This window comes from Bradyrhizobium sp. NC92 (assembly GCF_025200865.1).
Classification (GTDB): Bacteria; Pseudomonadota; Alphaproteobacteria; order Rhizobiales; family Xanthobacteraceae; genus Bradyrhizobium.
Window position 1 is genome coordinate 520,151 of the sequence record NZ_CP104171.1, and the last position, 21,020, is coordinate 541,170.

Below are 21,020 nucleotides of genomic sequence, written 5' to 3' on the forward strand. Positions count from 1 at the left end.
TGCAACGTCCGGACTCTTGCGGTCTCTGTGATCTCACCCGCACGCCCAGTCGAACTTCATGTCCTTGAAGTCCAGCTGCGCGTTGCCGCCGCCGAAATTGTAGCCGCCGAAATATTCCTCGAACTCAATGTAGAACGGGCTCATCTCCGGCACCGCCTGGCAGGGCCGCATGGTGCCGCCGAGATGGTTGTGGGCGTGACCCTTGGCCCAATCGTGCAGGCGGAAATTGTCGCGGCCCGGCTTGCCGCCGACATAATAGTAATAGGGCTGATAGCCGGTCGGCGGATTTTCGCGCACGTACTCGTCCTGCGGGCCCTTGCCGGCGTTGGGATCATCAGCGCGCGGCGACAGCGCAATCGCGCGCGTCTCGCCGAGATCGGCGCGCGGCGGGGCCGCAAACATCTTCTTCGCATAAGCCGGCGCGGCCTCGAAGAAGGCGCTGGCGCCGCCGACATCGAGCCAACGCGGCCGCTCCGCGGTCGCCAGCGCAAGCGGCGCCGGCGGTGTCGCGAACGCGCCGTCATATTCGGCCGTCGTCAAGAGCAGCGCGGCATAGGAATAGTCGAGAATGTCGGTCATGCGCGACAGCCGCGGATGCGACGGCCGCGCCAGCACTGCCTCGCGGATCTCGGGATCGTCGGGCGCACCGCCGTCATTGTGATCGGGCGCCGTGGCAAAGAACGACAATGCGACGATGTCCGCGCCATGCACCCGGTAATCCTCCGGCAGCAAGAGCGTGAAGCCGTGCATCAAGGGATAGCCGGTGACGGGATCGAGCGGCCATTGCTCGGATGCAATGCCCGGCGGCAGCCCAAACACCCAGCCCTGATCGCGCGCGCGATCCGCGGGCCGGTCGAGCATCTGCAAATCATAGGCACGCGAAGGCAGCGCAAGCGTCACGAATCGTCTCCCAGAAACAACCTCGCCGTTGAGGCGATGGTTGGTCGCGGGGAGGAGGGAAGTGGTTCGTGGGAGGCGTCCGGGGATGCTGCCAATCTGCCGGTGTTTTCGACTGACGGGGCAAATCGCGTGGGCTCGCGCAGGGCCTGCCGTAAGTCATTGATTTCGCAACCCCTGCCTACTGTGCATGGGGTTGTTTTCGCACTTTTTGGTTCGGCTACCCTCTCCGCCGCACCGCCGCGGCATCCACCACATTCTCCACCTCCTCGCGCCAGCTCAGGATCTCCATCGCCAGCACGGGGTGATTGAAGCCCTTAAGCTGGAGGTCGTCGAGGGCGCGGGCCTCGACCCAGGGCTCGACCATGCCGTAGACGCGGCGGCTGACCACGATCTGGTTCGGCTTGGCCTCGCTGCAGAGGCGGGAGGCGAGGTTGGTGACGCTGCCGATCGCGGCATATTCCAGCCGCTGCTCGAAGCCGACCTGTCCGAGCGTGGCATAGCCGAGCGCGACGCCGATGCCGAAGCCGAGACTGTGCCCGCGGTTGCGCCAGCGCTCGGTCAAGGGGCCGATGGTGTCGCGCATCTCCACCGCCATCTTCACCGCGCGCTTGGTGTGGTCCTCGAACTGGATCGGCGCGTTGAACAGGATCATCACGCCGTCGCCGGCATATTTGTCGAGCGTGCCCTCGTACTTGAAGATCAGCTGGCCGAGCGCGGCGTGATATTCGCGCAGCACGTTCATCGCCTCTTCCGGCTCGGTCGCTTCCGTGAACGCGGTGAAGCCGCGCAGGTCGCAGAACACCACCGTGACCTCGCGGCGCTGGCTGGTCAGCAACCCCTCGGGGCTGTCGGAGGATGCGATCAGCTGCGCCACCTGCGGCGCCAGGAAGCGCTCGAGCTTGCGGATGCGCTCGATCTCGCCGAGCTGGGTCCTGACGCGCTCCTCCAGCGACTTGTTCCAGTCCTTGAGCTGCTCGGTCTGCTCGCGGAGCTTGTCGGCCTGGGCGCGCACCGTCGTGTTCGCCGCTTCCAGCGCGTGGCTCTTGTGGTCGACCTCGGTGAACAGGCGCGCGTTGCGCATCGCCAGCACGGCCTGGTTGGCGAAGGTGCGCATCAGGCCGATGATGCTGGGCGCGAACGCGCCGGCGGCGCGGCGCAGCACCACGAGCGAGCCCAGCGTGCCCTGCTGGTCGATCAGCGGCACCACCAGCACCGAGCTGAAGCCGGCTGCGAGCGCGACCTCGCGCAGCGGCTGCTCGGCGGCATCGCCGAGCTCGGCCAGCGCGATCGGCGCGCCGCTGTCGGCGGCATCGCTCAGGATGTTGCCGCCTTGCGCGATGGTGACATGCGCGCCGTCGGCGGATGTGTCGATGCCGTTGGCTTCGACCAGGTTGAAGCGGCGCGCCTCGGCGTCGAAGCCGTAGATCAGCACCGCATCGGCATGGGTGATCTCGATCGCGCGGGCGGCGATGGTCGCGAGCACCGCGTTGAGATCGAGCGAGGAGGCCACCGCGCGGCCGACCTCCTCGAGCACCTTGAGCTCGTGGATCGACTGCGCGAGATCGCGGGTGCGCTCCTCGACCTTGGTCTCCAGGTTCGAATAGGTCTCCTGGATCTGGTCGGCCATGCGGTTGAACTGCCCGGCGAGGTCTTCCAGCTCGTCGGAGGTGTGCACGTCGATGCGGTGGCTGAAATCGCCGGCGCCGAGCAGTTGCGCGCCGTCGCGCAGCGCCGTGATCGGGATGATCATGCGGCGGGCGAGCAGCGTGCCGGCGAGGATCGCGACCATCAGGCCCATGCCGATCAGCAGCGCGATGCGCACCAGCTGGTCGCGGATCGGCATCAGGGCCTGCGTGGTCGGCTGCTCGAACAGCACGCTCCAGCCGAGCTTCGGCACGAGGCTCGCGGCGCTCATCACCGCATGGCCGTTGAAGTCGGTGCCGGACGTGTCGGCTTCGTGACCGGGCGCAATCGCGGCCGCCACCTGCGGCAGCTTGGAGAGGTCCGCGCCGATCTCGGGCCCCTTCGATGACGTCGCCAGCACCCGGCCGCGCGGATCGACGACATAGGCGAAGGCGGCCTTGCCGACCTGGGCGTCGGACAGGAAGTCGGAGAGGAAGCTGAGGTCGATCTCGGCCACGGTGACGCCGGCATTGAAGCCGGAATGCGCCACCGAGATCGACATCAACGGCGTCCGGTCGGCGAACCAGGCCGGCGCGTAGGTGACGCCGCGGGCGACGGCCTCGGTGAAGCGCATGTCGCGGGAGAGGTCGGCGTTGCCGCCGGTCGTGGTCGATTGCCGGGAGACGCGCAGCACCTCGCGGCCGTCGCCGTTGAGCTGGAACAGCTGGTTGACGACCGAGACCTGGTGCAGCAGCGAGGCGTAGTCGGCGCGGCGCTTCTCCAGCGTGTCCTGGCTCGCCCGCGTCACCCAGCTGATCTGGCGGTCGAGCTCGGAAATCGCCTGCTCGATGCGCCGGGCGGCGCCTTGCGCCTTGTCTTCCAGCCCGTCGGTCAGCTGGGTCCGTGTGGCGCGGTAGGAGATCCAGGTCTCCATCGCGCCGTTGACGGCGAGGACGAACACGACGAGGCCGACGAGGGAGACGACGTATTTGGCGAACAGGCCCTCGCGCAGAGATCGTGTCTTGTCGTTCGCTCCTGCCATCCCGATCCTCTCGCGCTGCCACAGACGCCGCGCGCCACGGGCCGTACAGGCCCTTCCAAGCCGTTCTACCATAATTCGGACCGAAGGGCCGTCATGCAGCCGGCGGACCGGCCGGTGTGGTTACCCCTGTGGATTCCTGGGCAGGTGGACCGGCGGCGATTGTAGCAGCCCGATCCGTTCGAACGAGGGAGCCTATCGATTGAACAGCTGCCGCAGCACGTCGTTCATTGGCTGACTGTCCTGCTGCGCGACCGGCGAGTCCTCCAGGGCGGGAGCGGCAGGGGAGGCCTGCGGCGCCGGCGTGGAGGGCGTTGCCGGCAGGCTGCGACTGCGGCTGGTGCCGGTGCCGCTTCCCGCGCCGCTGGAGAGTCCCTGCTGAATCAGATTGCCGATCGCCTCCCCGAGCGGGCCGCCGAGCAGATTGTTCTGCCCCGGTTGCTGACCTTGCGGATTGGCATTGCCGGTTGCATTGCCGCCGCCCGGCGCGGCGGTGCCACCTAGTCCGAGGCTGCCGAGGATGTTGCCGAGCCCGGCGCCGTCGGGGCCGAACAGGCCCTTGCCCATCTCGCGCAGCTTGGCATAGGCGGCGTCCGGATTGTCCAGCATGCCGGCCATGTCAGGGTAGATTCGCGGCTGCGACCAGGAGCCCTGGATCATCACGGGAATGCCGAAGCCGACCGGCTCGTTGGCGCGGCCCTGGCCTTCGGTCGTCATCACGAGCTTCGGCTCGACGCGAAAGCCCATCATCTTGGTGTCGAGGGCGATGGTGCCGGCGCCGGTGACGCGCACCAGCGGCCCGATCAGGTTAAGGTCGGTCGTCACGGCCTGGCCCTTGTCGATGCGGAAGGAGGCCGAGAGCTGCGACAGATCCGTGCTCTGCTCCTGGTTACTGTTCTGGCTGCTGTTCTGGTTGTCTTGCCAGCCGGAGAGCGTGCCCGTCGTCAGCGAGCGGATCATCTGCGCAACATTGATGCCGCGGATGGCGCCGTCCTGGAAATTGACGAAGGCCGTGCCCTGCATGTTCGCCATCAGCGTGCGCTGGCTGTTGCCGGCGCTGCGCAAGGCGAGCTTGGCCTGCAGCTTGCCGTCGATGCGGTCGAACTCGGCAAGGCTCTGGAGCAGCGGCAGCGCGCGCACGCCGACGAGGTCGGAATGCATGGCAAAGCTCGGCGCGCCGGTGGTCGCGTCCAGGATCACCTCGCCCGAGACCTGGCCGCCATAGGCGCCGAGATTGGCCGTGCCGGCCTTCAGCACGCCGCCCGCGAGCTTGGCATCGAGCGCCAGCGGCGCAATGCGCGCGTCGCCGATCACGGCCTCGCTCGCGGAGATCCGCACCTGCGCATCGACGTAATTGAGCCCGGAGACGTCGATCGGCGCATTGCTCCAGGGCTGCCCGGACACGCCTTCCGGCGATTTCGCCAGCGGTATAGACAGCCGCTGGAAGTCGAGGTCGACCTTGACCAGCGGCTTGCTAGCGATGTCGACCGAAGCCCAGCCGTTGAAGGCGCCGTCGCCGAGCCTGCCGTTCACGCCGTTGATCATCACGACATTGCCGTTGAGCCGAATCTCGGCGTGACCGGTGAGCTGGGACTTCAGGACGCTGGGCATGTCGATGGCGAAATCCACCGGCACCGAGGAGGCCGGTGTGGCCGCCTTGATGTCGAACTTGGTCGGATGCTCGCCGACGCGCGCCGTGCCGGTGATATTGACCTTGCGGTCGCGGTCCATGACCGCGTCGGCGTTGATGGCGCTGATCCGGCTCTCGACACGGTCGCGCAGGCGCGAGAATGCGACTTCGCCGTCGGTGATCCTGATGCGCTCGATGGTGGCGCCGCTGGTGTCGAGCGCGAGCGGCTTCGAAGGCGCGGTTGCATTCGGCAGGCGTTCGCGGAGCAGCGGCTGGTAGAGCACGGGATGGGTGACGACGAGCTCGCTGATCTCAGGCTTGCCTGACCATATGCTGGCGAGCGACATGTCGGCCTGTACGCGGTCGATTGTGAGGCGCGTGATGCCGCTGCGGTCCTTAGGGTCGGCCAGCGTGAGGTCGTTCAGCGTGATGTTCAGCGTCGGCCACAGGCTGATCTTGGTGGTGCCGTCGATCGACAGGCGATAGCCGGTCGCACTCTCGAGGCGCGAGGCGATCGTCGAGGTCAGGAAGCCCGAGGGGATCCCGACCACGAGCAGAAGTGCGATCACGACCATGACGGCGGCCAAAGCCCCGCCGACGAATTTCAATGCTCTCATGTCGACTTTCCAAGCGACGGACAATCCGCGTCGAACCGGCAGATCACCCGTCCTTTGCGCCCAGAGTTTATCCCCGGACGGGAAGCGGCTCCAAGCGCGTAAAAATAGTCGGGGGGTGCTGCAAAGTTATGTGACTTATGACACACTTCTCCGGCGCGGTTTTACGCGATCCTGAAGTCGATGGTTTCAAGCGATTTGCCAAGAACGATGACCAGGACGTTCACAAGGACATTGAAATGAGCAAGCAGGCCGAATTTGCGGTCATCCTGAAGATGAACCCGATGTTCGCCGATCTCGGCGCGGACGAGCTCCAGCGGCTGTCCAATCTCTGCCACACCCAGCATTTGGCCAGCGGCGAGGTGCTGTTCCAGAAGGGCGATCCCGGGAACGCGCTGTTCGGCGTGCGCCGCGGCCAGGTCCGCATCGAAACCGGCGCCTCCGACGGCAGCCGGCTGACGCTGAACTTCATGGGGCCGGGCGACCTGTTCGGCGAGGTCGCGGTGCTGGACGGCCAGAACCGCACGGCGGACGCGACCGCGGGCGAAGCCAGCGAATTGTTCGTGCTGCGGCGCGAAGACTTCCTCGGCTTCCTCGAGCGCGAGCCCAAGGTCGCCATCAAGATCATCGCGCTGCTGTGCCAGCGCATTCGCTGGCAGAGCGAGCGCATGGAAGAGTCCATGCTGCAGCCGCTGCCGGTGCGTCTGGCGCGGCGGCTGTGCGCGCTCGCGGCCGATTTCGGCTCCGAGGTCCACATCTCGCAGGAGCAGCTCGGCGTCTTCGTCGGCGCCGCCCGCGAAAGCGTCAACCGCCAGCTCCAGGCCTGGCGCAAGGACGCGATCCTCGATCTCCAGCGCGGCCGGATCCTGCTTCGGAACATGACCAAGCTGACCGCGATCGCGCGGAACGAGTAAGGCTTACGAGCACGCTTCGTAAGGCTACTCCGCCGCTGGACGCGCGACGCTCTTCGGTGCCGATGCCGCGTGGGCCGGTGTTGGCTCGTGATGAGAGGCAACCTCCGCGTCCTCGCTGTGCACGATCAGCCGCTTGGCGAAGCGCCAGATCAGGGCGCCGAAATCGTCCATCACCATGAACATCGCGGGCACGAACACCAGCGACAGGATGGTCGAGAAGATCAGGCCGCCGATCACCGCAAGCGCCATCGGCGAGCGGAACTCGCCGCCGGCGCCGACGGCGAGCGCGCTCGGCATCATGCCCGCGGCCATCGCGATCGTGGTCATCACGATCGGGCGGGCGCGCTTCATGCCGGCGTCGATCATGGCCTCTTCGCGCGGCTTGCCGGCGTGGATCGATTCGATCGCGAATTCCACCAGCATGATCGCGTTCTTGGTGACGATGCCCATCAGCATCAGGATGCCGATCCACACCGGCGTGGTGAGCTGCTTGCCGGTGACGAGCAGGGCCGCGATCGCGCCGCCGATCGAGAGCGGCAGCGAGAACAGGATGGTGATAGGCTGCAGGAAGGTGCCGAACAGCAGCACCAGCACCGCGTACACCATCATCAGCCCCGCCGTGATGGCGGTCGCAAAACCCTCCGACAATTCGTTCAGGCTTTCGGCATCGCCCGAGGGCGAGACCTTCACGCCCTTCGGCAGGGTCTTCATGACAGGCAGCTCGTAGATCTTCTTGGTGGCGTCGCCGAGCGCGGCGGAGCCGACGAGGTCGGCGGCAACGGTCGCCTGCCGTTCACGATCGTAGCGGCCGATGCTGGTCGGACCCTGGTCGAGCTTGACGTCGGCGATGACCGAGAGCGGTACGCCGCCCTTCTCGCCGCGCTCGCCGAGCGGCACGCGGAGCTGCTCCAGCGTCTTCAGATTGCCGCGGGCGGCATCCTCGAGCTGCACGCGGATCGGCACCAGGCGGTCGCCGACGTCGAACTTGGCGAGCGCCGGCCCGACGTCGCCGATGGTGGCGACACGGATGGTCTGCGACAGGCTTTCGGTGGAGACGCCGAGCCGTGCGGCGAGATCGGCGCGCGGCTCGATGCGCAGCTCGGGGCGCTCCAGCGAGGTCTCGGAGATGACGTTGGCGATGGTGGGAATGCGCTTCATCTGCGTCGCAAGCTCGCTCGCGACGTTGTTGACGATGTTGGGATCGACGCCGGTCACCACCAGCGAGATCGCGCGCAGGCCGTTCTCGTCCAGGAACCAGAAGCGGATATCGGGAACGTTCTCCAACTCCTGGCTGATCGAGAATTCGAGCTCGCGCTGGGTGATGTCGCGGCTGTCCTTGGGCGTGTAATTGATGATCAGTGCGGCGCGCCGGACTTCCTGGGTGCCCGGCGGAACGCGCCCGCCATCGACGAAGATGCTCTTGACCTCGGGCCGCTTGCGCAGGCGCGCGACGATGTCCTCGGTGACCTTTTCGGTGTAGGCGAGCTGGGTGCCCGGCGGCAGCTCGAGCGCAAGCAGGGATCGCGCGCTGTCCTGGGCCGGCAGGAAGCCCTGCGGCAGCAGCGTGATGCTCCAGATCGAGGCCGCGAAGACCCCGAGGCCGATCAGCACCGTGATGAAATAGTGCCGCACCGACCAGGCGACGATGCCATGATAGGACCGCAGGATGCGGCCGGGCGGCGGCTCCTCATGCGTACTGTGCTTGAGGAAATAGGCGGCCAGCACCGGCGTGACGAAGCGCGCGGCGAGCAGCGAGAAGAACACCTGCACCGAGACGGTGATGCCGAACTGCTTGAAGAACTGTCCGGCAATGCCCGACATGAAGCTCGCCGGCGCGAAGATCGCGATGATGGTCAGCGAGATCGCGATGACGGCGAGGCCGATCTCGTCGGCGGCCTCGAGCGCGGCCCGGTAGGGCGACTTGCCCATGTTCATGTGCCGGACGATGTTCTCGATCTCGACGATGGCGTCGTCGACGAGAATGCCAGTCGAGAGCGTGATGGCGAGGAAGCTGACGAGGTTCAGCGAGAAGCCGAGCAGGTCCATCGCCCAGAACGCCGGGAAGATCGACAGCGGCAGCGAGATCGCGGCGATGATGGTGGCGCGCAGGTCGCGCAGGAACAGCAGCACGATGATGACGGCGAGGATCGCGCCTTCGAACAAGGTCGAGATCGCCGCGTGGTAATTGCCCTTGGTGTATTCCACCGAGGTGTCGATCAGCTTCAGGTCGACCTCGGGATAGGCGGCTTTCAGCGCGTCGATGCGCTTCTGCACGGCCTCGGCGACCTTGACGTCGCTGGCGCCCTTGGAGCGCTTGATGCCGAGCGCGACCACCGGCTCGCCGTTGAAGCGGGCGAAGGTGCGGCGGTCGGCGATGGTGTCGGTGACGGTGCCGAGATCGTCGAGCCGGACCTCGCCGCCGCCGAACAGCGGGATCATGGTGCCGGCGAGATCGCCCAGCGTCTTGGCGCCGGCCAGCGTGCGGATCGCCTGGTCGTTCTTGCCGATCTCGGCGCGGCCGCCGGCGACGTCGACATTGGTGCCGCGCAGGCTCTGGCTGACATTGACCGCGGTCAGGCCCATCGCCTGCAGGCGATCGGGATCCAGCGAGACCAGGATCTCGCGCTCGACACCGCCGATGCGCTCGACCTGGGCGACGCCGCGCACGCCTTGCAGCGCGCGCTTGACCACGTCGTCGACGAAATACGAGAGCTGCTCCGGCGTCTTGCCGGGCGAGATCGCGGCATAGGTCACGATCGGCAGGCCGATGACGTCGACGCGCTGGATCAGCGGCTCGGTGACGTTCTGCGGCAGGTTGGAGCGCACGCGCGTCACCGCGTCCTTGACGTCGTTGAGCGCCCGGTCGGTGTTGGTCTCGAGCGCGAATTGGATCGTGGTGACCGACAGGCCGTCGGTGATCGAGGAGGTGATGTGCCTGACGCCCTCGACGCCGGAGACGGCGTCTTCAACCGTCTTGGTGACCTGAGATTCGAGCTCGGCCGGCGCTGCGCCGAACTGCGACACCGCCACCGAGATCACGGGGATGTCGGCCGAGGGCAGCCTTGTGATCGCGAGCTTGGTGAAGGACACCCAGCCCAGCACCAGCAGGATGATCGAGAAGACGACCGACGGCAGCGGATGACGGATCGACCATGCCGAGATATTGAGAGCCATCAGCGTACCCGCGTGCGATCGAGTTCATCGGCGAACATGGTCTTGATCTGGTCGCCGTCATGGAGCGAAGAGCCGGCGTCCGCCACGACGATTTCGCCGACCTCGAGCCCTTCCAGGATTTCCGTCGCGCTGTCGGACGACAATCCGACCCGCACCTTGCGTGTCTCGACGATGTTGCCTTTGACGACCTGCACCGTGAGGTGATCGATGGCGGTCTTGGGGATCGAGACGCCGCAGCTTCGCTTGGCGTCGATCGAGGCGCGCGCGAACACGCCGACCTTGAGCGACGGATTGTTGGTGACGCTGATGCGGACCCGCCCGAGCTGCGTGGTGCGGTCGATCTCGGGGGCAACCAGCCGGACCCGCCCGATCAGATCCGGTGCGTCGTCGCGGCTGATGCGCACGGTGGCGCCGGAGGTGAGCTTGGACATGTGCACCGCCGGGACCTGGGCGTCGAGCTCGATCTCGTTGTTGACGGCGATGCGGAACATCGGACCGGCCTGCGGCGAGGCCGGCGCACCGACGATGGTGCGGACCTCGGTGACGAGGCCGGGCGCGGGCGCCTTCAGCGAGATCGGGCCTTGCGGGCCGGGCCGCTGCGGCTGGCCCGGAATCTGCGGCGGCGCAGTCAGGCGCGCCATCTCCTGGTTGTCGGCGACGATCGTGCCCTCGGTGACCAGGAGGTCGGTGACCCTGGAGCCTTCCTGGTCGGCCACGACCACCGCCTCGCGGCGCGGCACGAAGAAGCCGGTCACCCGCACCAGATCGGAGAAGCAGGCATTGGTCGACTTCGTCACGATGACGAGCGCCTCGCTTTGCGTCTCCTTCGGCTCGGGACGCTTGCGATGCTCGAACAGATAGTAGCCGATGCCGAGCACGACGACGAACGCCACGGTTCCGGCCGGCTTGAGATATTCAGTCAAATTCATCGCCGGATCATCCTGACCTGGCTCACGGCCATCCGCGCGAGGTCCAAACGGAGCGTTTCCCTGAAATGAAGCGGCGTCCCGCAAGGCTGCGGGACGCGCTTTGGAAGCGAGACCTTACACCACATCACGACTTGTCACTGCAAAGGATACGTCGCGCTCACTTCGATGCGGTGGTCTTGTTTTCCATGTTGACGACCTGCACGCGGCGGTTGACCTCCGCCAGCGGCTGGTTCGCGTCCTTGAGCTTGCTCTTGCCGTAGCCGACGGTGACGAGGTCGGTGGCGGAGATGCTGTACTTCTCGACCAGATAGCGCTTGATCGCGTCCGCGCGACGCTCCGAGAGATCCTGGTTGTAGGCTTCGCCGCCGGCGGCGTCGGTGTGTCCCGCGACCACGAAGGTCGAGCCCTTCAGGTCGGTGCTGGTCAACGCGCGGCCGAGCGCCTGCACTGAGGGCATCGACTTGGCGCTGATATTGGCGGAGTTGTAGTCGAACGTGATCTCGAGATCGATGTTCGGCTTGTCCTTGGCGACGGAGGCGATTTCCTCGCGCTCGGTCGACGACAGCGAGCGCGTCGAGCGGCCGCGCACGGATTGCAGCAGCTTGGTCTCCGCGGCGTTCGGCGCGGATTCGGTCTGCGGACCGATCGAGAGGCCGCGGGTCAGGGGCTTCTTCGGCGCCGGCGCCAGCGCGCGGACGATCTCGTCCTCGGTGACGTTCTTGCTGTTGCCGTCATCGCCCGCATAGGCGGCCGAGGTCGGCAGCGACAGCGCGACGCCGACGGTGATGATGGACAGAATCGCGGTAAGCCCTTTTGCAGCCGATCTCATAGCCAGTCCCTCCTGCGCAGCCAGCTCGCGTGATCTCAAATTCAAGCAACCCACCCCCGAAAAGGCCTGTTGCGGCATCCGCCCATTGGTCTTCCCAGGGCTGTTCAAGGTTCGAGCCTTGGGCGGGGCCCAACTCAAAAAAATACTAACGCACTCCGTAGCTTGCGAATTCCTGAACGATGTTCGGGTCCATCGCCTTGGCATTGGCGATGTCCAGCGCCCCCTCCTGGGCCGAGCCGTTGCGTTGCTTGGCAAGGCCCCGTCCGTAGAGCGAGGAGGTCAGGCGCGGGTTGATCTTCAGGGCCGCGTCGAAATCGGCGATCGCATTCTTCACTGCGCCCGACTTGAGGTTGACGAGGCCGCGGCTGTCCAGTGCATCGACGAAGTTCGGCCGCAGCCGCAGCGCCTCGTTGCAATCCTTCAGCGCGCCCTGGAGATCGCCGACCACGGTGCGGGTCCAGCAGCGGTTGTTCAGCGCCTCGACGTCCTTCGAATTGATCCGGAGGGTGTCGTCGAAATCCTTGATGGCGAGGCTGTAGGCGCCCTTGCTGGCATAGACCTGGCCGCGCCGGTACAGCGCGTTCACGTCGTCAGGATTGGCGGCAATCTTGGCGGTCAGGCTCTTGATCGTGGGATCGTCGGCCAGCGCGGCGGCACTGGGCCCGCCGTCCGTGCTCGGCGCGGGAGCGGGATCAGCCGGCTTCACTGGCGGTGGCGGCGGGGGCAGGGCGGCCTCGATCTGCGGCCGCGGCGTGGGAGCAGGCGTGGGAGCAGGCGCGGGCGCCGGTGCAGGCGCCGCAACTGGAGCCGCAGGCGCCGGAGCCGCGGGAGCGGGGGCCGCAGCGCTCTCGGCCGGCTTCGGCGGCGGCGGCGGCGCGGGAGGGGCGGGTGGCGGATTGTTGGCGACGACGGCCGGCGCGGCGGGAGGCGCGGGCGGCGGCGGCGTTGCTGGACGCGATCCGCCGGCGCCGGGAATGAACGAGAAATCTTCGGCCAATGACGAGGAAATCCACGGTACCTGCTCGCCGCGCGAGGCGCGGGTGACGCCCATCTTGGTGCGGTTCAGCGTCTCCTCGGCCATCAGGTCGGGGACGCGGATTTCCTTCAGCAGCTCCTGGACGAACAGGCTGCGGTCGCCGCCGGCGTCCGAGACCACCGAGGCCAGCGCCGCCGAGTACATCACCAGCGTGCCGTTCGGTGCGATCACGGGGGTCAGGCCGGCCGAGAAGCTGCGGAACCGGCGCTCGAACGGGTTGCGCCTGGACGCGTCGATCAGCGCGATCTTGACGCCGGCGCCGCGGGTGTTGAGCTCGCCGAGGACGGTCTCGAGGCTGAAGCCGTCGCGGCGCACGTCGGACTCGGTCCAGATCTGCGCATCCACCGGCAGCAGATAGCTCTGGCGCGCGGACTGGATGCCGAAACCCGAGAAGAACACCAGCGCGACCGAGCCCGGCTTGATCTTGCCGTAGAGCTTGTCGAAGGCGCGGCGCATGGCGTCGCCGGTCAGGTTCTCGCCGAGCTCGACCGAAAAGCCGTCGCGCTTGAGCTCGTCGGCGACGGCGCGCGCATCGTTGATCGGTTCCTTCAGCGGGGCATCCGCGTCCGGATATTTGGCGTTGCCAATGACAAGCGCGAAACGGTCACCGGCCGCAAGCGACGGGGCAGTCGGGACGAGCGAGATGAGCAAGGACAGGAGAACAAAGAAGCGAATTTTCATAATCAGCGCGGTCCAGCCAAAAAGGCGCCGTTCCAGCTTGCGCCGCGGCGACCTTAACTTACGCTTACCCCATTATCAAACCGGGGACGGGGGGCGTCAACCACTTGGAGATTCGACCTTAATCCGACGATTGACCGCAAAGGACGGGCGTGCCGCGAGCGAAAATAGACGGGTTGTCATGACAGTCCTCGGTATCTCGATGCGATCGGCGGACGTTAAGACAACCATGGCGATGAAGACGTGATCGGTCTCACATTGCAGGCCCGCCTCCGCCGCAACGCCCCGCGTTTGACCTTTCCTGCCGGCGATGGCTTGTTGGCGCGATCGCTCCAGAAGATCCAACGCGAAAAAAGCAAGACCCATGGGAAACGTCTACGAGATCTACGCCCTGCGCTATGCGACGATGTCGCCGCGCACCCCCCACATGAACTTCCTCGCGCCCGACCCGCATGACAGCGCGGCGCAGGACCTCGATTATTTCGTCTGGCTGATTCGGGGCCACGGCCGCGACATTCTGGTCGATACCGGCTTCAACGCCGAGGAGGCGAGCGCGCGGGCGCGCAAGCTCACGCTCAATCCGGTCGATGCGCTGGAGCGTTTCGGCGTCGCGGCGTCAGCCATTCGTGACGTCATCGTGACGCATCTGCATTACGACCACGCCGGCAATCTCGACCGCTTTCCCAATGCGCGCTTCCATCTGCAGGAGCGCGAGATGGCCTACGCGACCGGGCGCTGCATGTGCAACGGTATGCTGCGCCACCCGTTCTCGGTCGAGCATGTCACGCTGATGGTGCGCCACGTCTATGGCGAGCGCGTCACCTTCTATTCCGGCGACGGCGAGGTCGCTCCCGGCGTGACCGTGCACCGCGTCGGCGGCCATTCCGACGGCTTGCAGGTGGTGAGGGTCGACACCGCGCGCGGCCCCGTGGTGCTCGCCTCCGATGCCGCGCATTACTACGCCAATCTGCAGCGCAGGAGCCCGTTCCCGATCGTCTACAATGTCGGCGACATGGCGCAAGGCTGGGAAACGATCGAGCGCCTCGCCGGCCATCCCGATCGCTACATCCCCGGTCATGATCCGATCGTGACCGAGATCTACCCGCGCGCCAGCGACAAGGTCGACGCCTGGGCGCTGCACCTGCCGCCGTCGCGGTCGTTTGCGAGGTGACGGCGAAGCCGTCATTCCGGGGCGCGCGGAGCGCGAACCCGGAATCCAGAAGTTGTAGCGCGAGATTCCGGGTTCGCCGCTTTGCGGCGCCCCGGAATGCCAAATTGGGCTAATACGCCTGCTTCGCATCCGCCTCTTCGCGGGTCTGGATCAGGTCGAGGCTCGCTTCGGTCTTGCCGGGCAGCGCCGCGAGCACTCTTTTGGCTCGGGTCAGGCGGGCCTTATGTCCGCTATGCTCCCGAATGCAGCCGAAAAGAACATCGTCGGAGGTCTGAGTCGGGCCAATTCCGGAAGTAGCATCTTATTCGATCACTTCGTCCGCACGAGCGAGCAGCAATGGCGAAACGGTGAGGCCAAGTGTCTTGGCGGTCTTCAGATTGATCACCAGTTCGTAGCGTGTCGGCTGGAGGACGGGCATTTCGGCCGGATTTGAGCCTTTCAGGATTTGTCCGACGTAGTCGCCTGCTTGTCTGTACATCCAACTGATGCTCGGACCATAGCTCAGAAGGCCACCCGCAGCAGCGATCTGTTGCACAAAGCCTATGGCCAGCACGTTGTGCCGTAATGCGAAGGAAGCAATCTGCTCGCGCCGATCCAGCAGGATCGGATCACTCGCGGTAATCAATGCTTCGGCCTTCGCCCTCAGCAACTGTTCGAGCGCGGCTTCCATTTCGCTCGCGTTTCTCGCATTGAACGTGATGGTCTGCAGGCTCAGCTTCCTCGCCCCTGCTTCGGCATCAGCTTCTTCGATTTTGGCGTTTGGGTTCGTGGGGTTCATCAGCAGTGCGATGCGGGAAATATCCGGGGCAATTTCATGGAGCAATTCAACTCGCTTTGCGCCGAGTACGTTCGGATTGAAAAGGATTCCAGTGACGTGCCTGCCGGGGCGGTTTATGCTTTCGACGAGTCCATGGCGGACTGGGTCTCCGCCGATAGTAAACACCACTGGCACCGTGTTGCTCGCAAGCTGCGCCGCCCGAGCAGAGGCGACATCTCCTGTGGCAGCAATCGCGACGACGCCCATAGCGACAAGTTCGGCCGCAAGGCGGGGTAACACGCTGTAGTCACCCCGAGCCCAGCGTTCCTCGATACGGACGTTGCGCCCCGCAACAAAGCCAGCTTTTGCCAGACCTTCTTGAAAAGAGTCGGCATTGAAGCGATAGGTCTCGGGCGATGCGCTATTCAGGAAGCCAACCAATGGCATCTGGCGCTGCGCCATCGCGGCAAATGGCAACCCGACCGCTGCACCGCCGACGATGCTGATGAATTCACGTCGTTTCATCTGCGCTTCCTCCGGCGATGAATTCCCGACGTCGCATGTGCCGCTCCCTGCAAGAGACCACACCTACGGAAGGCGACCTTAGCACTTTCTAGAAGGAAGGAGAGTGGAAGGACTGCTTTGGGTCTTGGCTGTGTGCAAACGGATGGTCGGCACGCGGCCGTGGGTCGCCAATCATTGCAGGCGGCCGATGTTCTCGCGTCGGATCGTCCAATGACCGGCCAAAGTAGGTATCGCGACGCGGTATTGCGCTTTTGGACGCACTTTCCGGGCTTCAGGCGGCGCGGATGGCTGCAATCAGGCGCGGTTTGCCGACGATGTTCATCACCCGTGTGAGGTTATAGGCGAGAACATGCAGCGCCATTTCGGCGGCGACGTTCCGTAGGCGCTTCATCAGGAAGTGGGTCGCCCCCATACGGGCCTTGATCGTGCCGAAGGGATGCTCGACCGTCTCGCGCCGCCTCCGCATGGCGTCGGGGTCGGAATCGAGCCGTCTCTGGACCTCCTCGACCACATGCTCATGCTCCCAGCGTGTGATGCGGCGCTCCTTGGACGGCGTACATTGGCTCTTGATTGCGCAGCCTTGGCACGCTGCTGTCGACCAGTAACGGCGCAGCGTCATTCCATGCTCGATGTTGGTATAGCGATAGGGCAGCACCTGGCCGGACGGGCAGCGGTAGACGTCCTCGTCAGGTAGATAGGCGAAGTCCTGTTTGCCGAACCGACCCTCCGCCTTGGCGTTCGACGTCATGGGCTTGGGCAGCGTGACTGCAACGCCAGCCTCTTTGCAGGCCAATATCTCCTCTCCGTCGAAGTAGCCACGGTCGGCGACCGCCTCGAGTTTGTCCACTTCGAGCACTTCTTTGGCTTGCTTCGACATCCGAGCAAGCTGCCCACGGTCATTGCCGACGTTTATGACCTCATGCGTAACAATCAGATGGTGTTCGGTGTCCACCGCGACCTGGACATTGTAGCCGACGACACCCGATCCGCGTCCACTGGTGGCCATCGAACGGGCATCCGGATCGGTCAGCGATATCTGTTGATCCGGCGTCTTGCGCATCTGCGCATCGAGCACTTCCAGGCGGCCCATCTCCTGCTTCAGTCGAGCGATCTTTTCCTTAATCCTCGTTGTCTTGATGCTGATCGCTTCCGATGGCTCCTGCCGATCGGCGCTATCCAGTTGACGCAGATATCGCCCGACGCTTTCCTCGATCTGCGCCATCCGCCTCGCCATCTTGGCATGTGTGAAGTTGCGATCGCGGTTGTTCACTGCCTTGAACTTGCTGCCATCGATTGCGACGCTTGGGGTCTGCAACAGGCCCATTTGCCGGCATAGCGCAACGAACTTCGCACAAACCTTCCGAAGCGCCGCACCATTGTCCTTCCGGAAATCGGCGATCGTCTTATGATCGGGAGCCAGGCGGCCGATCAGCCACATCACCTCGATATTGCGGCACGCCTCACGTTCCAGGCGGCGACTGGATTGCACCCGATTGAGATAACCGTAGATGTAAAGCTTCAGAAGGACTGCCGGATGATAGGAAGGCCGGCCCGTCTCCTTGGCGATCACACGCTCAAATCCCATTCCATGCAGGTCGAGCGCCTCGACAAACACGTCGATCACATGGACCGCGTTGCCCTCGTCTACCCAATCCTCCAGACATTCCGGCAAGAGCGTCAGCTGGGATCTGTCCGCGCCTTCAACGAAGCGTCCCATCCGTATCCCCCCATTAGGAAACGGAGGAATCGTAACCGACTCGCGGCTTTTCACACAGCCAGGGTCAAAAGCGCCCGGTTTGAGTCTCAGCCGGCGACTTCCGGTCTGCCCCTTGCTTCGGACACGTTCAGCCTCTGAGATCGGGGGGGCGTGGTGTCAACGAGCGCCGGCAGGATTCCTACAAGCAACGATATCGTGGGGAGATTTTCGAGCCGCTACCTCCGGCGGAGAGAATACCGCCAAATATCCTCCGTCACCTGCTAGCTTATATGTGGCGACCTCGCGATAACCGACGGCGGTCACTTCGCAGCGCAAGAGCTCAATTGGCGTGCCATGCTTCGACGTCGGAAGCTCGAGATCGACAATTCCGACCCGCGCACCCTGCTTCAAGGCGGGTGCGAGGTTGTAGAGGAAGGCATAGGGTTGGGCTATCTCGTGATACATGTGAACGAGGATTGCGGCATCCAGCGAGGAAGCGGGCAGACGCGGGTCGTGGGGTTCGCCGAGCGCGAATTGCACGTTCGTCAACTTCAGAAGTTCTGTTCGCCTGGCGAGTTCGATGAGGTAATCCCGCGTGACGTCCTGGGCAACGACAGAGCCAGCGGGTCCGACGAGGTGCGAGAGCCGGACCGTGTGGTAGCCACTGCCTGCTCCAATGTCGCCGACTGTCATGCCTGGTTTCAGTTCAAGAACACGCGCGATTTGGCCGGCCTCATTGAGGGCGTCGCGGCGCTCTTCGGCGGCGCGGCGTGGGCTGACGATCCGTGCAACAGGGCGTCGCGGTGAGGGAAACTCGTTTGCCGCGACTCCGGGGGGAGCCAGATAACCTATGTCAGCGGCGTATGCGCGAGTTGCGATAAGCGCCACAAGTAGCATCGCTATATACGTCGCTGCCGTCACGGTCCTACCAAGCTTTCTCAACCGGACTCCCAAAAGCTGACGTCTGCGCCTTATGGGTGGGCGCCCTAAAATGCCTGCTTGGCGTCGGCCTCTTCGCTGGTCTGGATCAGATCGAGGCTCGCTTCGATCTTGCCGAGCAGGGCCGAGAGCTGCTTGCGCTCCTGCGCGGAGAGGCAGGCCAAAATCTCGTCCTCACGCCGCAGCAATTGCGGGAACAGCTCTTCGTAAAGCGCGCGTCCCTTCTTCGTCAATTGCAAGCGGAATTCGCGGCGGTCGGCTTCGTTCTCGACGCGCTCGATCAGTTGCTCATTGAGCAGCGTGGTGACCGCGCGGCTGATGGTGGATTTGTGCGTGCGGGTACACTGGGAAATGTACTGCGCACTGCAGGCATCGTTACGGAAGCCGAGCGTGGCGATCACGCGCCAGGCCGGAATGTCGAGGCCGTGGCGTTCCTGATATTCGACCGACAGCGCGGAACTGACCTCCGCCGCGAGCCGGTTGAGGCGGAACGGCACGAACTTGAACAAATCGAGCCGCGGCTTGGGCCGCGTTGAAGCCTCGTCGGCCGCGCGCGCTTTGAGCGCGATGTCGCTGGATGTCCTCGCCAAGGAGAGCGCTCCGAATTCCAGTTGACGGCCGGCCGGCTCCGGTCCAAAATAGTTGCACGTGAGACTATCTAGCAGATCAGTCCTCTTCTGACCAGAGCCGAGGTTAGTGTATGGCGCCGGCCAATACGCATCAGGCCAAAACCCAGTTCGGCTATCGCCGTCACCCCGATCAGGACCGTCCTGGCTCGAGCCCCGCGGAGCATCCGGTCGTGATCGTCGGCGCGGGTCCGGTCGGCTTGTCGCTGGCGATCGATCTCGCCCAGCGCGGCCAGCGCGTCGTGCTGCTGGATGATGCCGACCGCATCGGCGAGGGCTCGCGCGCAATCTGTTTCTCGAAACGCTCGCTGGAATATTGGGACCGGCTCGGCGTCGGCGACCGCATGGTCGAGAAGGGCGTGGTGTGGAGTGTGGGGCGGATCTTCCACGGCGAGTCGCAACTCTATCAGTTCAACCTGTTGCCGGAAGACGGGCACAAGCGGCCGGCCTTCATCAATCTCCAGCAATATTACGCCGAGGCTTATCTGGTCGATCGCATCAACGAGCTGCCCGCGATCGACCTGCGCTGGCGCAACAAGGTGACGGCGCTCGAGCAGCGCAACGATTCCGTGGCGCTGACGATCGAGACGCCGGAGGGCGCCTATCGCCTGCATGCGCAATATGTCATCGCTTGCGACGGCGCGCGCTCCTCGCTGCGGCAGATGGTCGGTGCGGAATTCGCCGGTCAGGTGTTCGAGGACCAGTTCCTGATCGCCGACGTCAAGATGACGGCGGAATTCCCGACCGAGCGCTGGTTCTGGTTCGATCCGCCGTTCCATGCCGGGCGTTCGGCGCTGCTGCACCGGCAGCCCGACGATGTCTGGCGCATCGACCTCCAGCTCAACCGCTATGCAGATCCGGTTCTCGAGAAGAAGCCGGAAAACGTGCGGCCGCGGATCGCCCGCATGCTCGGCCACGACAAGTTCGAGTTCGAGTGGATCTCGCTCTACAAATTCCAATGCCGGCGGATGGACCGCTTCATCCATGGCCGCGTGGTCTTCGCCGGCGATTCGGCGCACCAGGTCTCGCCCTTCGGCGCGCGCGGCGCCAATTCCGGACTGGAGGACGCCGAGAACCTGTCTTGGAAGCTCGACCGCGTGCTGCGCGGCAAATCGCCCGCGAGCCTGCTGGAGAGCTACCATCTCGAGCGCAGCATGGCGGCTGACGAGAACATCCGCGAATCCACCCGCTCGACCGACTTCATGGCGCCGAACTCGCACCAGGAGGCGCGGCTGCGCAAGGCGGTGCTGGCGCTGGCCAAGGAGACCGATTTCGGCAAGCGCATGGTCAATGGCGGCCGGCTCTCGGTGCCGTGCAGCTACGACACGCCGTTGTCGTCGCCAGACGCCGATGCCTGGGCCGGTGGGCCTCGGCCCGGCTGTTCCATGCTCGATGCGCCCGTTGCCCAGCGGGGCTATCTGACCGATGCCTTCCGCAAGGGCGGAACGGATTTCACCTTGCTGTCGTTCAGCAATGGCGTGGCGCTCGCCGCGCCGGACGGCGTCAAGAACATTCGCATCGGCGGCGAGGAAGGACTAGGCGATCCCTCCGGCCTCGTCGCCAGGCGCTACGATGCGGGACCGGGCGCAGCCTATCTGCTCAGGCCTGATGGCTACGTTGCGGCGCGCTTCCGCCATCCGACGCGCGAGGCGATCGCGGCGGCATTGTCTCGGGCTGAAGGGCTGAATTGAGGTTTCGCATGCCGCTGTCCACCAGCTCGAACTTCGCACGCCCCGACGATGCGTTCCGCGCCATCGTCGAGGCGCATCGCGGGCTCACCGAGGAGCAGAGCGCCGATTTCGACGCGGCGCTGGTGCTGATCCTCGCCAACCATATCGGCGACATCGACGTGCTGCGCGAGGCGATCGGACTGGCCAAGCGCCGCATGATCGATGGTCAGCAGCAACAACAGCAACAACAATAGACTTGTAAGGATGAAT

General features: G+C 65.0%; 16 protein-coding genes and 1 pseudogene. 4 read left to right on the top strand and 13 right to left on the bottom strand.

Going from position 1 to position 21,020, the window contains the following annotated elements:
• Nucleotides 1-33: 33 nt before the first annotated feature.
• The 3 genes from N2602_RS02465 to N2602_RS02475 all read right to left on the bottom strand — a co-directional run bounded on the left by N2602_RS02465 (nt 34) and on the right by N2602_RS02475 (nt 5,809).
• Nucleotides 34-900, bottom strand: coding sequence for a hypothetical protein (locus tag N2602_RS02465; protein ID WP_260381647.1), 867 nt, complete (start codon nt 898-900; stop codon nt 34-36).
• A 217-nt stretch (nt 901-1,117) separates the two neighbouring features.
• Nucleotides 1,118-3,565, bottom strand: coding sequence for an adenylate/guanylate cyclase domain-containing protein (locus tag N2602_RS02470; RefSeq protein WP_260381648.1), 2,448 nt, complete (start codon nt 3,563-3,565; stop codon nt 1,118-1,120).
• Between the two features lie 192 nt (nt 3,566-3,757).
• Complete coding sequence (locus N2602_RS02475) at nt 3,758-5,809, bottom strand: AsmA family protein (RefSeq protein WP_260381649.1); 2,052 nt, start codon at nt 5,807-5,809, stop codon at nt 3,758-3,760.
• A 236-nt stretch (nt 5,810-6,045) separates the two neighbouring features.
• Here N2602_RS02475 and N2602_RS02480 point away from each other — a divergent pair, with 236 nt between their 5' ends.
• A complete protein-coding gene (locus N2602_RS02480) occupies nt 6,046-6,720 on the top strand; it encodes a Crp/Fnr family transcriptional regulator (RefSeq protein WP_172789300.1) in 675 nt (224 codons plus the stop codon).
• A 24-nt stretch (nt 6,721-6,744) separates the two neighbouring features.
• Here the strand turns inward: N2602_RS02480 and N2602_RS02485 are convergent, their stop codons facing one another.
• The 5 genes from N2602_RS02485 to N2602_RS02505 all read right to left on the bottom strand — a co-directional run bounded on the left by N2602_RS02485 (nt 6,745) and on the right by N2602_RS02505 (nt 13,732).
• Nucleotides 6,745-9,894 carry an efflux RND transporter permease subunit gene (locus N2602_RS02485; protein WP_260381650.1) on the bottom strand — a complete coding sequence of 1,050 codons (3,150 nt, stop codon included), beginning with the start codon at nt 9,892-9,894 and terminating at the stop codon, nt 6,745-6,747.
• Nucleotides 9,894-10,823 (bottom strand): efflux RND transporter periplasmic adaptor subunit, encoded by a 930-nt coding sequence (locus tag N2602_RS02490; RefSeq protein ID WP_212258985.1) that lies wholly within the window; start codon nt 10,821-10,823, stop codon nt 9,894-9,896. Before N2602_RS02490 ends, N2602_RS02485 begins: the two co-directional genes overlap by 1 nt.
• 157 nt (nt 10,824-10,980) lie before the next feature.
• The gene (locus N2602_RS02495; protein WP_260381651.1) at nt 10,981-11,652 is read right to left on the bottom strand and encodes an OmpA family protein; all 672 of its coding nucleotides are present in this window, start codon (nt 11,650-11,652) and stop codon (nt 10,981-10,983) included.
• Between the two features lie 145 nt (nt 11,653-11,797).
• Nucleotides 11,798-13,369 carry a caspase family protein gene (locus N2602_RS02500; protein WP_212258984.1) on the bottom strand — a complete coding sequence of 524 codons (1,572 nt, stop codon included), beginning with the start codon at nt 13,367-13,369 and terminating at the stop codon, nt 11,798-11,800.
• 96 nt (nt 13,370-13,465) lie between these two features.
• Nucleotides 13,466-13,732 (bottom strand): hypothetical protein, encoded by a 267-nt coding sequence (locus N2602_RS02505; protein ID WP_260381652.1) that lies wholly within the window; start codon nt 13,730-13,732, stop codon nt 13,466-13,468.
• On the opposite strand from N2602_RS02505, the gene N2602_RS02510 reads away from it, so the two are divergent.
• Entirely contained in the window at nt 13,731-14,537 is an 807-nt protein-coding gene (locus tag N2602_RS02510; protein WP_172788228.1) for an N-acyl homoserine lactonase family protein, read from the top strand. The genes N2602_RS02505 and N2602_RS02510 overlap by 2 nt on opposite strands.
• Nucleotides 14,538-14,646: 109 nt before the next feature.
• Here N2602_RS02510 and N2602_RS38775 read toward each other — a convergent pair.
• From N2602_RS38775 to N2602_RS02530, 5 genes and pseudogenes are all read right to left on the bottom strand, one after another.
• Nucleotides 14,647-14,724 (bottom strand): annotated as a pseudogene (locus N2602_RS38775) (MarR family transcriptional regulator); the annotation flags it as partial.
• Between the two features lie 114 nt (nt 14,725-14,838).
• Complete coding sequence (locus tag N2602_RS02515; protein WP_260381653.1) at nt 14,839-15,819, bottom strand: ABC transporter substrate-binding protein; 981 nt, start codon at nt 15,817-15,819, stop codon at nt 14,839-14,841.
• A 271-nt stretch (nt 15,820-16,090) separates the two neighbouring features.
• A complete protein-coding gene (locus tag N2602_RS02520; RefSeq protein ID WP_260379597.1) occupies nt 16,091-17,536 on the bottom strand; it encodes an IS1182 family transposase in 1,446 nt (481 codons plus the stop codon).
• Nucleotides 17,537-17,692: 156 nt separating this feature from the next.
• The gene (locus N2602_RS02525; protein ID WP_172788314.1) at nt 17,693-18,412 is read right to left on the bottom strand and encodes a class I SAM-dependent methyltransferase; all 720 of its coding nucleotides are present in this window, start codon (nt 18,410-18,412) and stop codon (nt 17,693-17,695) included.
• Nucleotides 18,413-18,501: 89 nt separating this feature from the next.
• Entirely contained in the window at nt 18,502-19,044 is a 543-nt protein-coding gene (locus tag N2602_RS02530) for a MarR family winged helix-turn-helix transcriptional regulator (RefSeq protein WP_212258981.1), read from the bottom strand.
• Between the two features lie 110 nt (nt 19,045-19,154).
• Here N2602_RS02530 and N2602_RS02535 point away from each other — a divergent pair, with 110 nt between their 5' ends.
• Nucleotides 19,155-20,771, top strand: a complete 1,617-nt coding sequence (locus N2602_RS02535; protein ID WP_260381654.1) for an FAD-dependent oxidoreductase — start codon at nt 19,155-19,157, stop codon at nt 20,769-20,771.
• Nucleotides 20,772-20,779: 8 nt separating this feature from the next.
• Nucleotides 20,780-21,004, top strand: coding sequence for a DUF2783 domain-containing protein (locus N2602_RS02540; protein ID WP_025032749.1), 225 nt, complete (start codon nt 20,780-20,782; stop codon nt 21,002-21,004).
• The last annotated feature ends 16 nt before the right edge of the window (nt 21,005-21,020 follow it).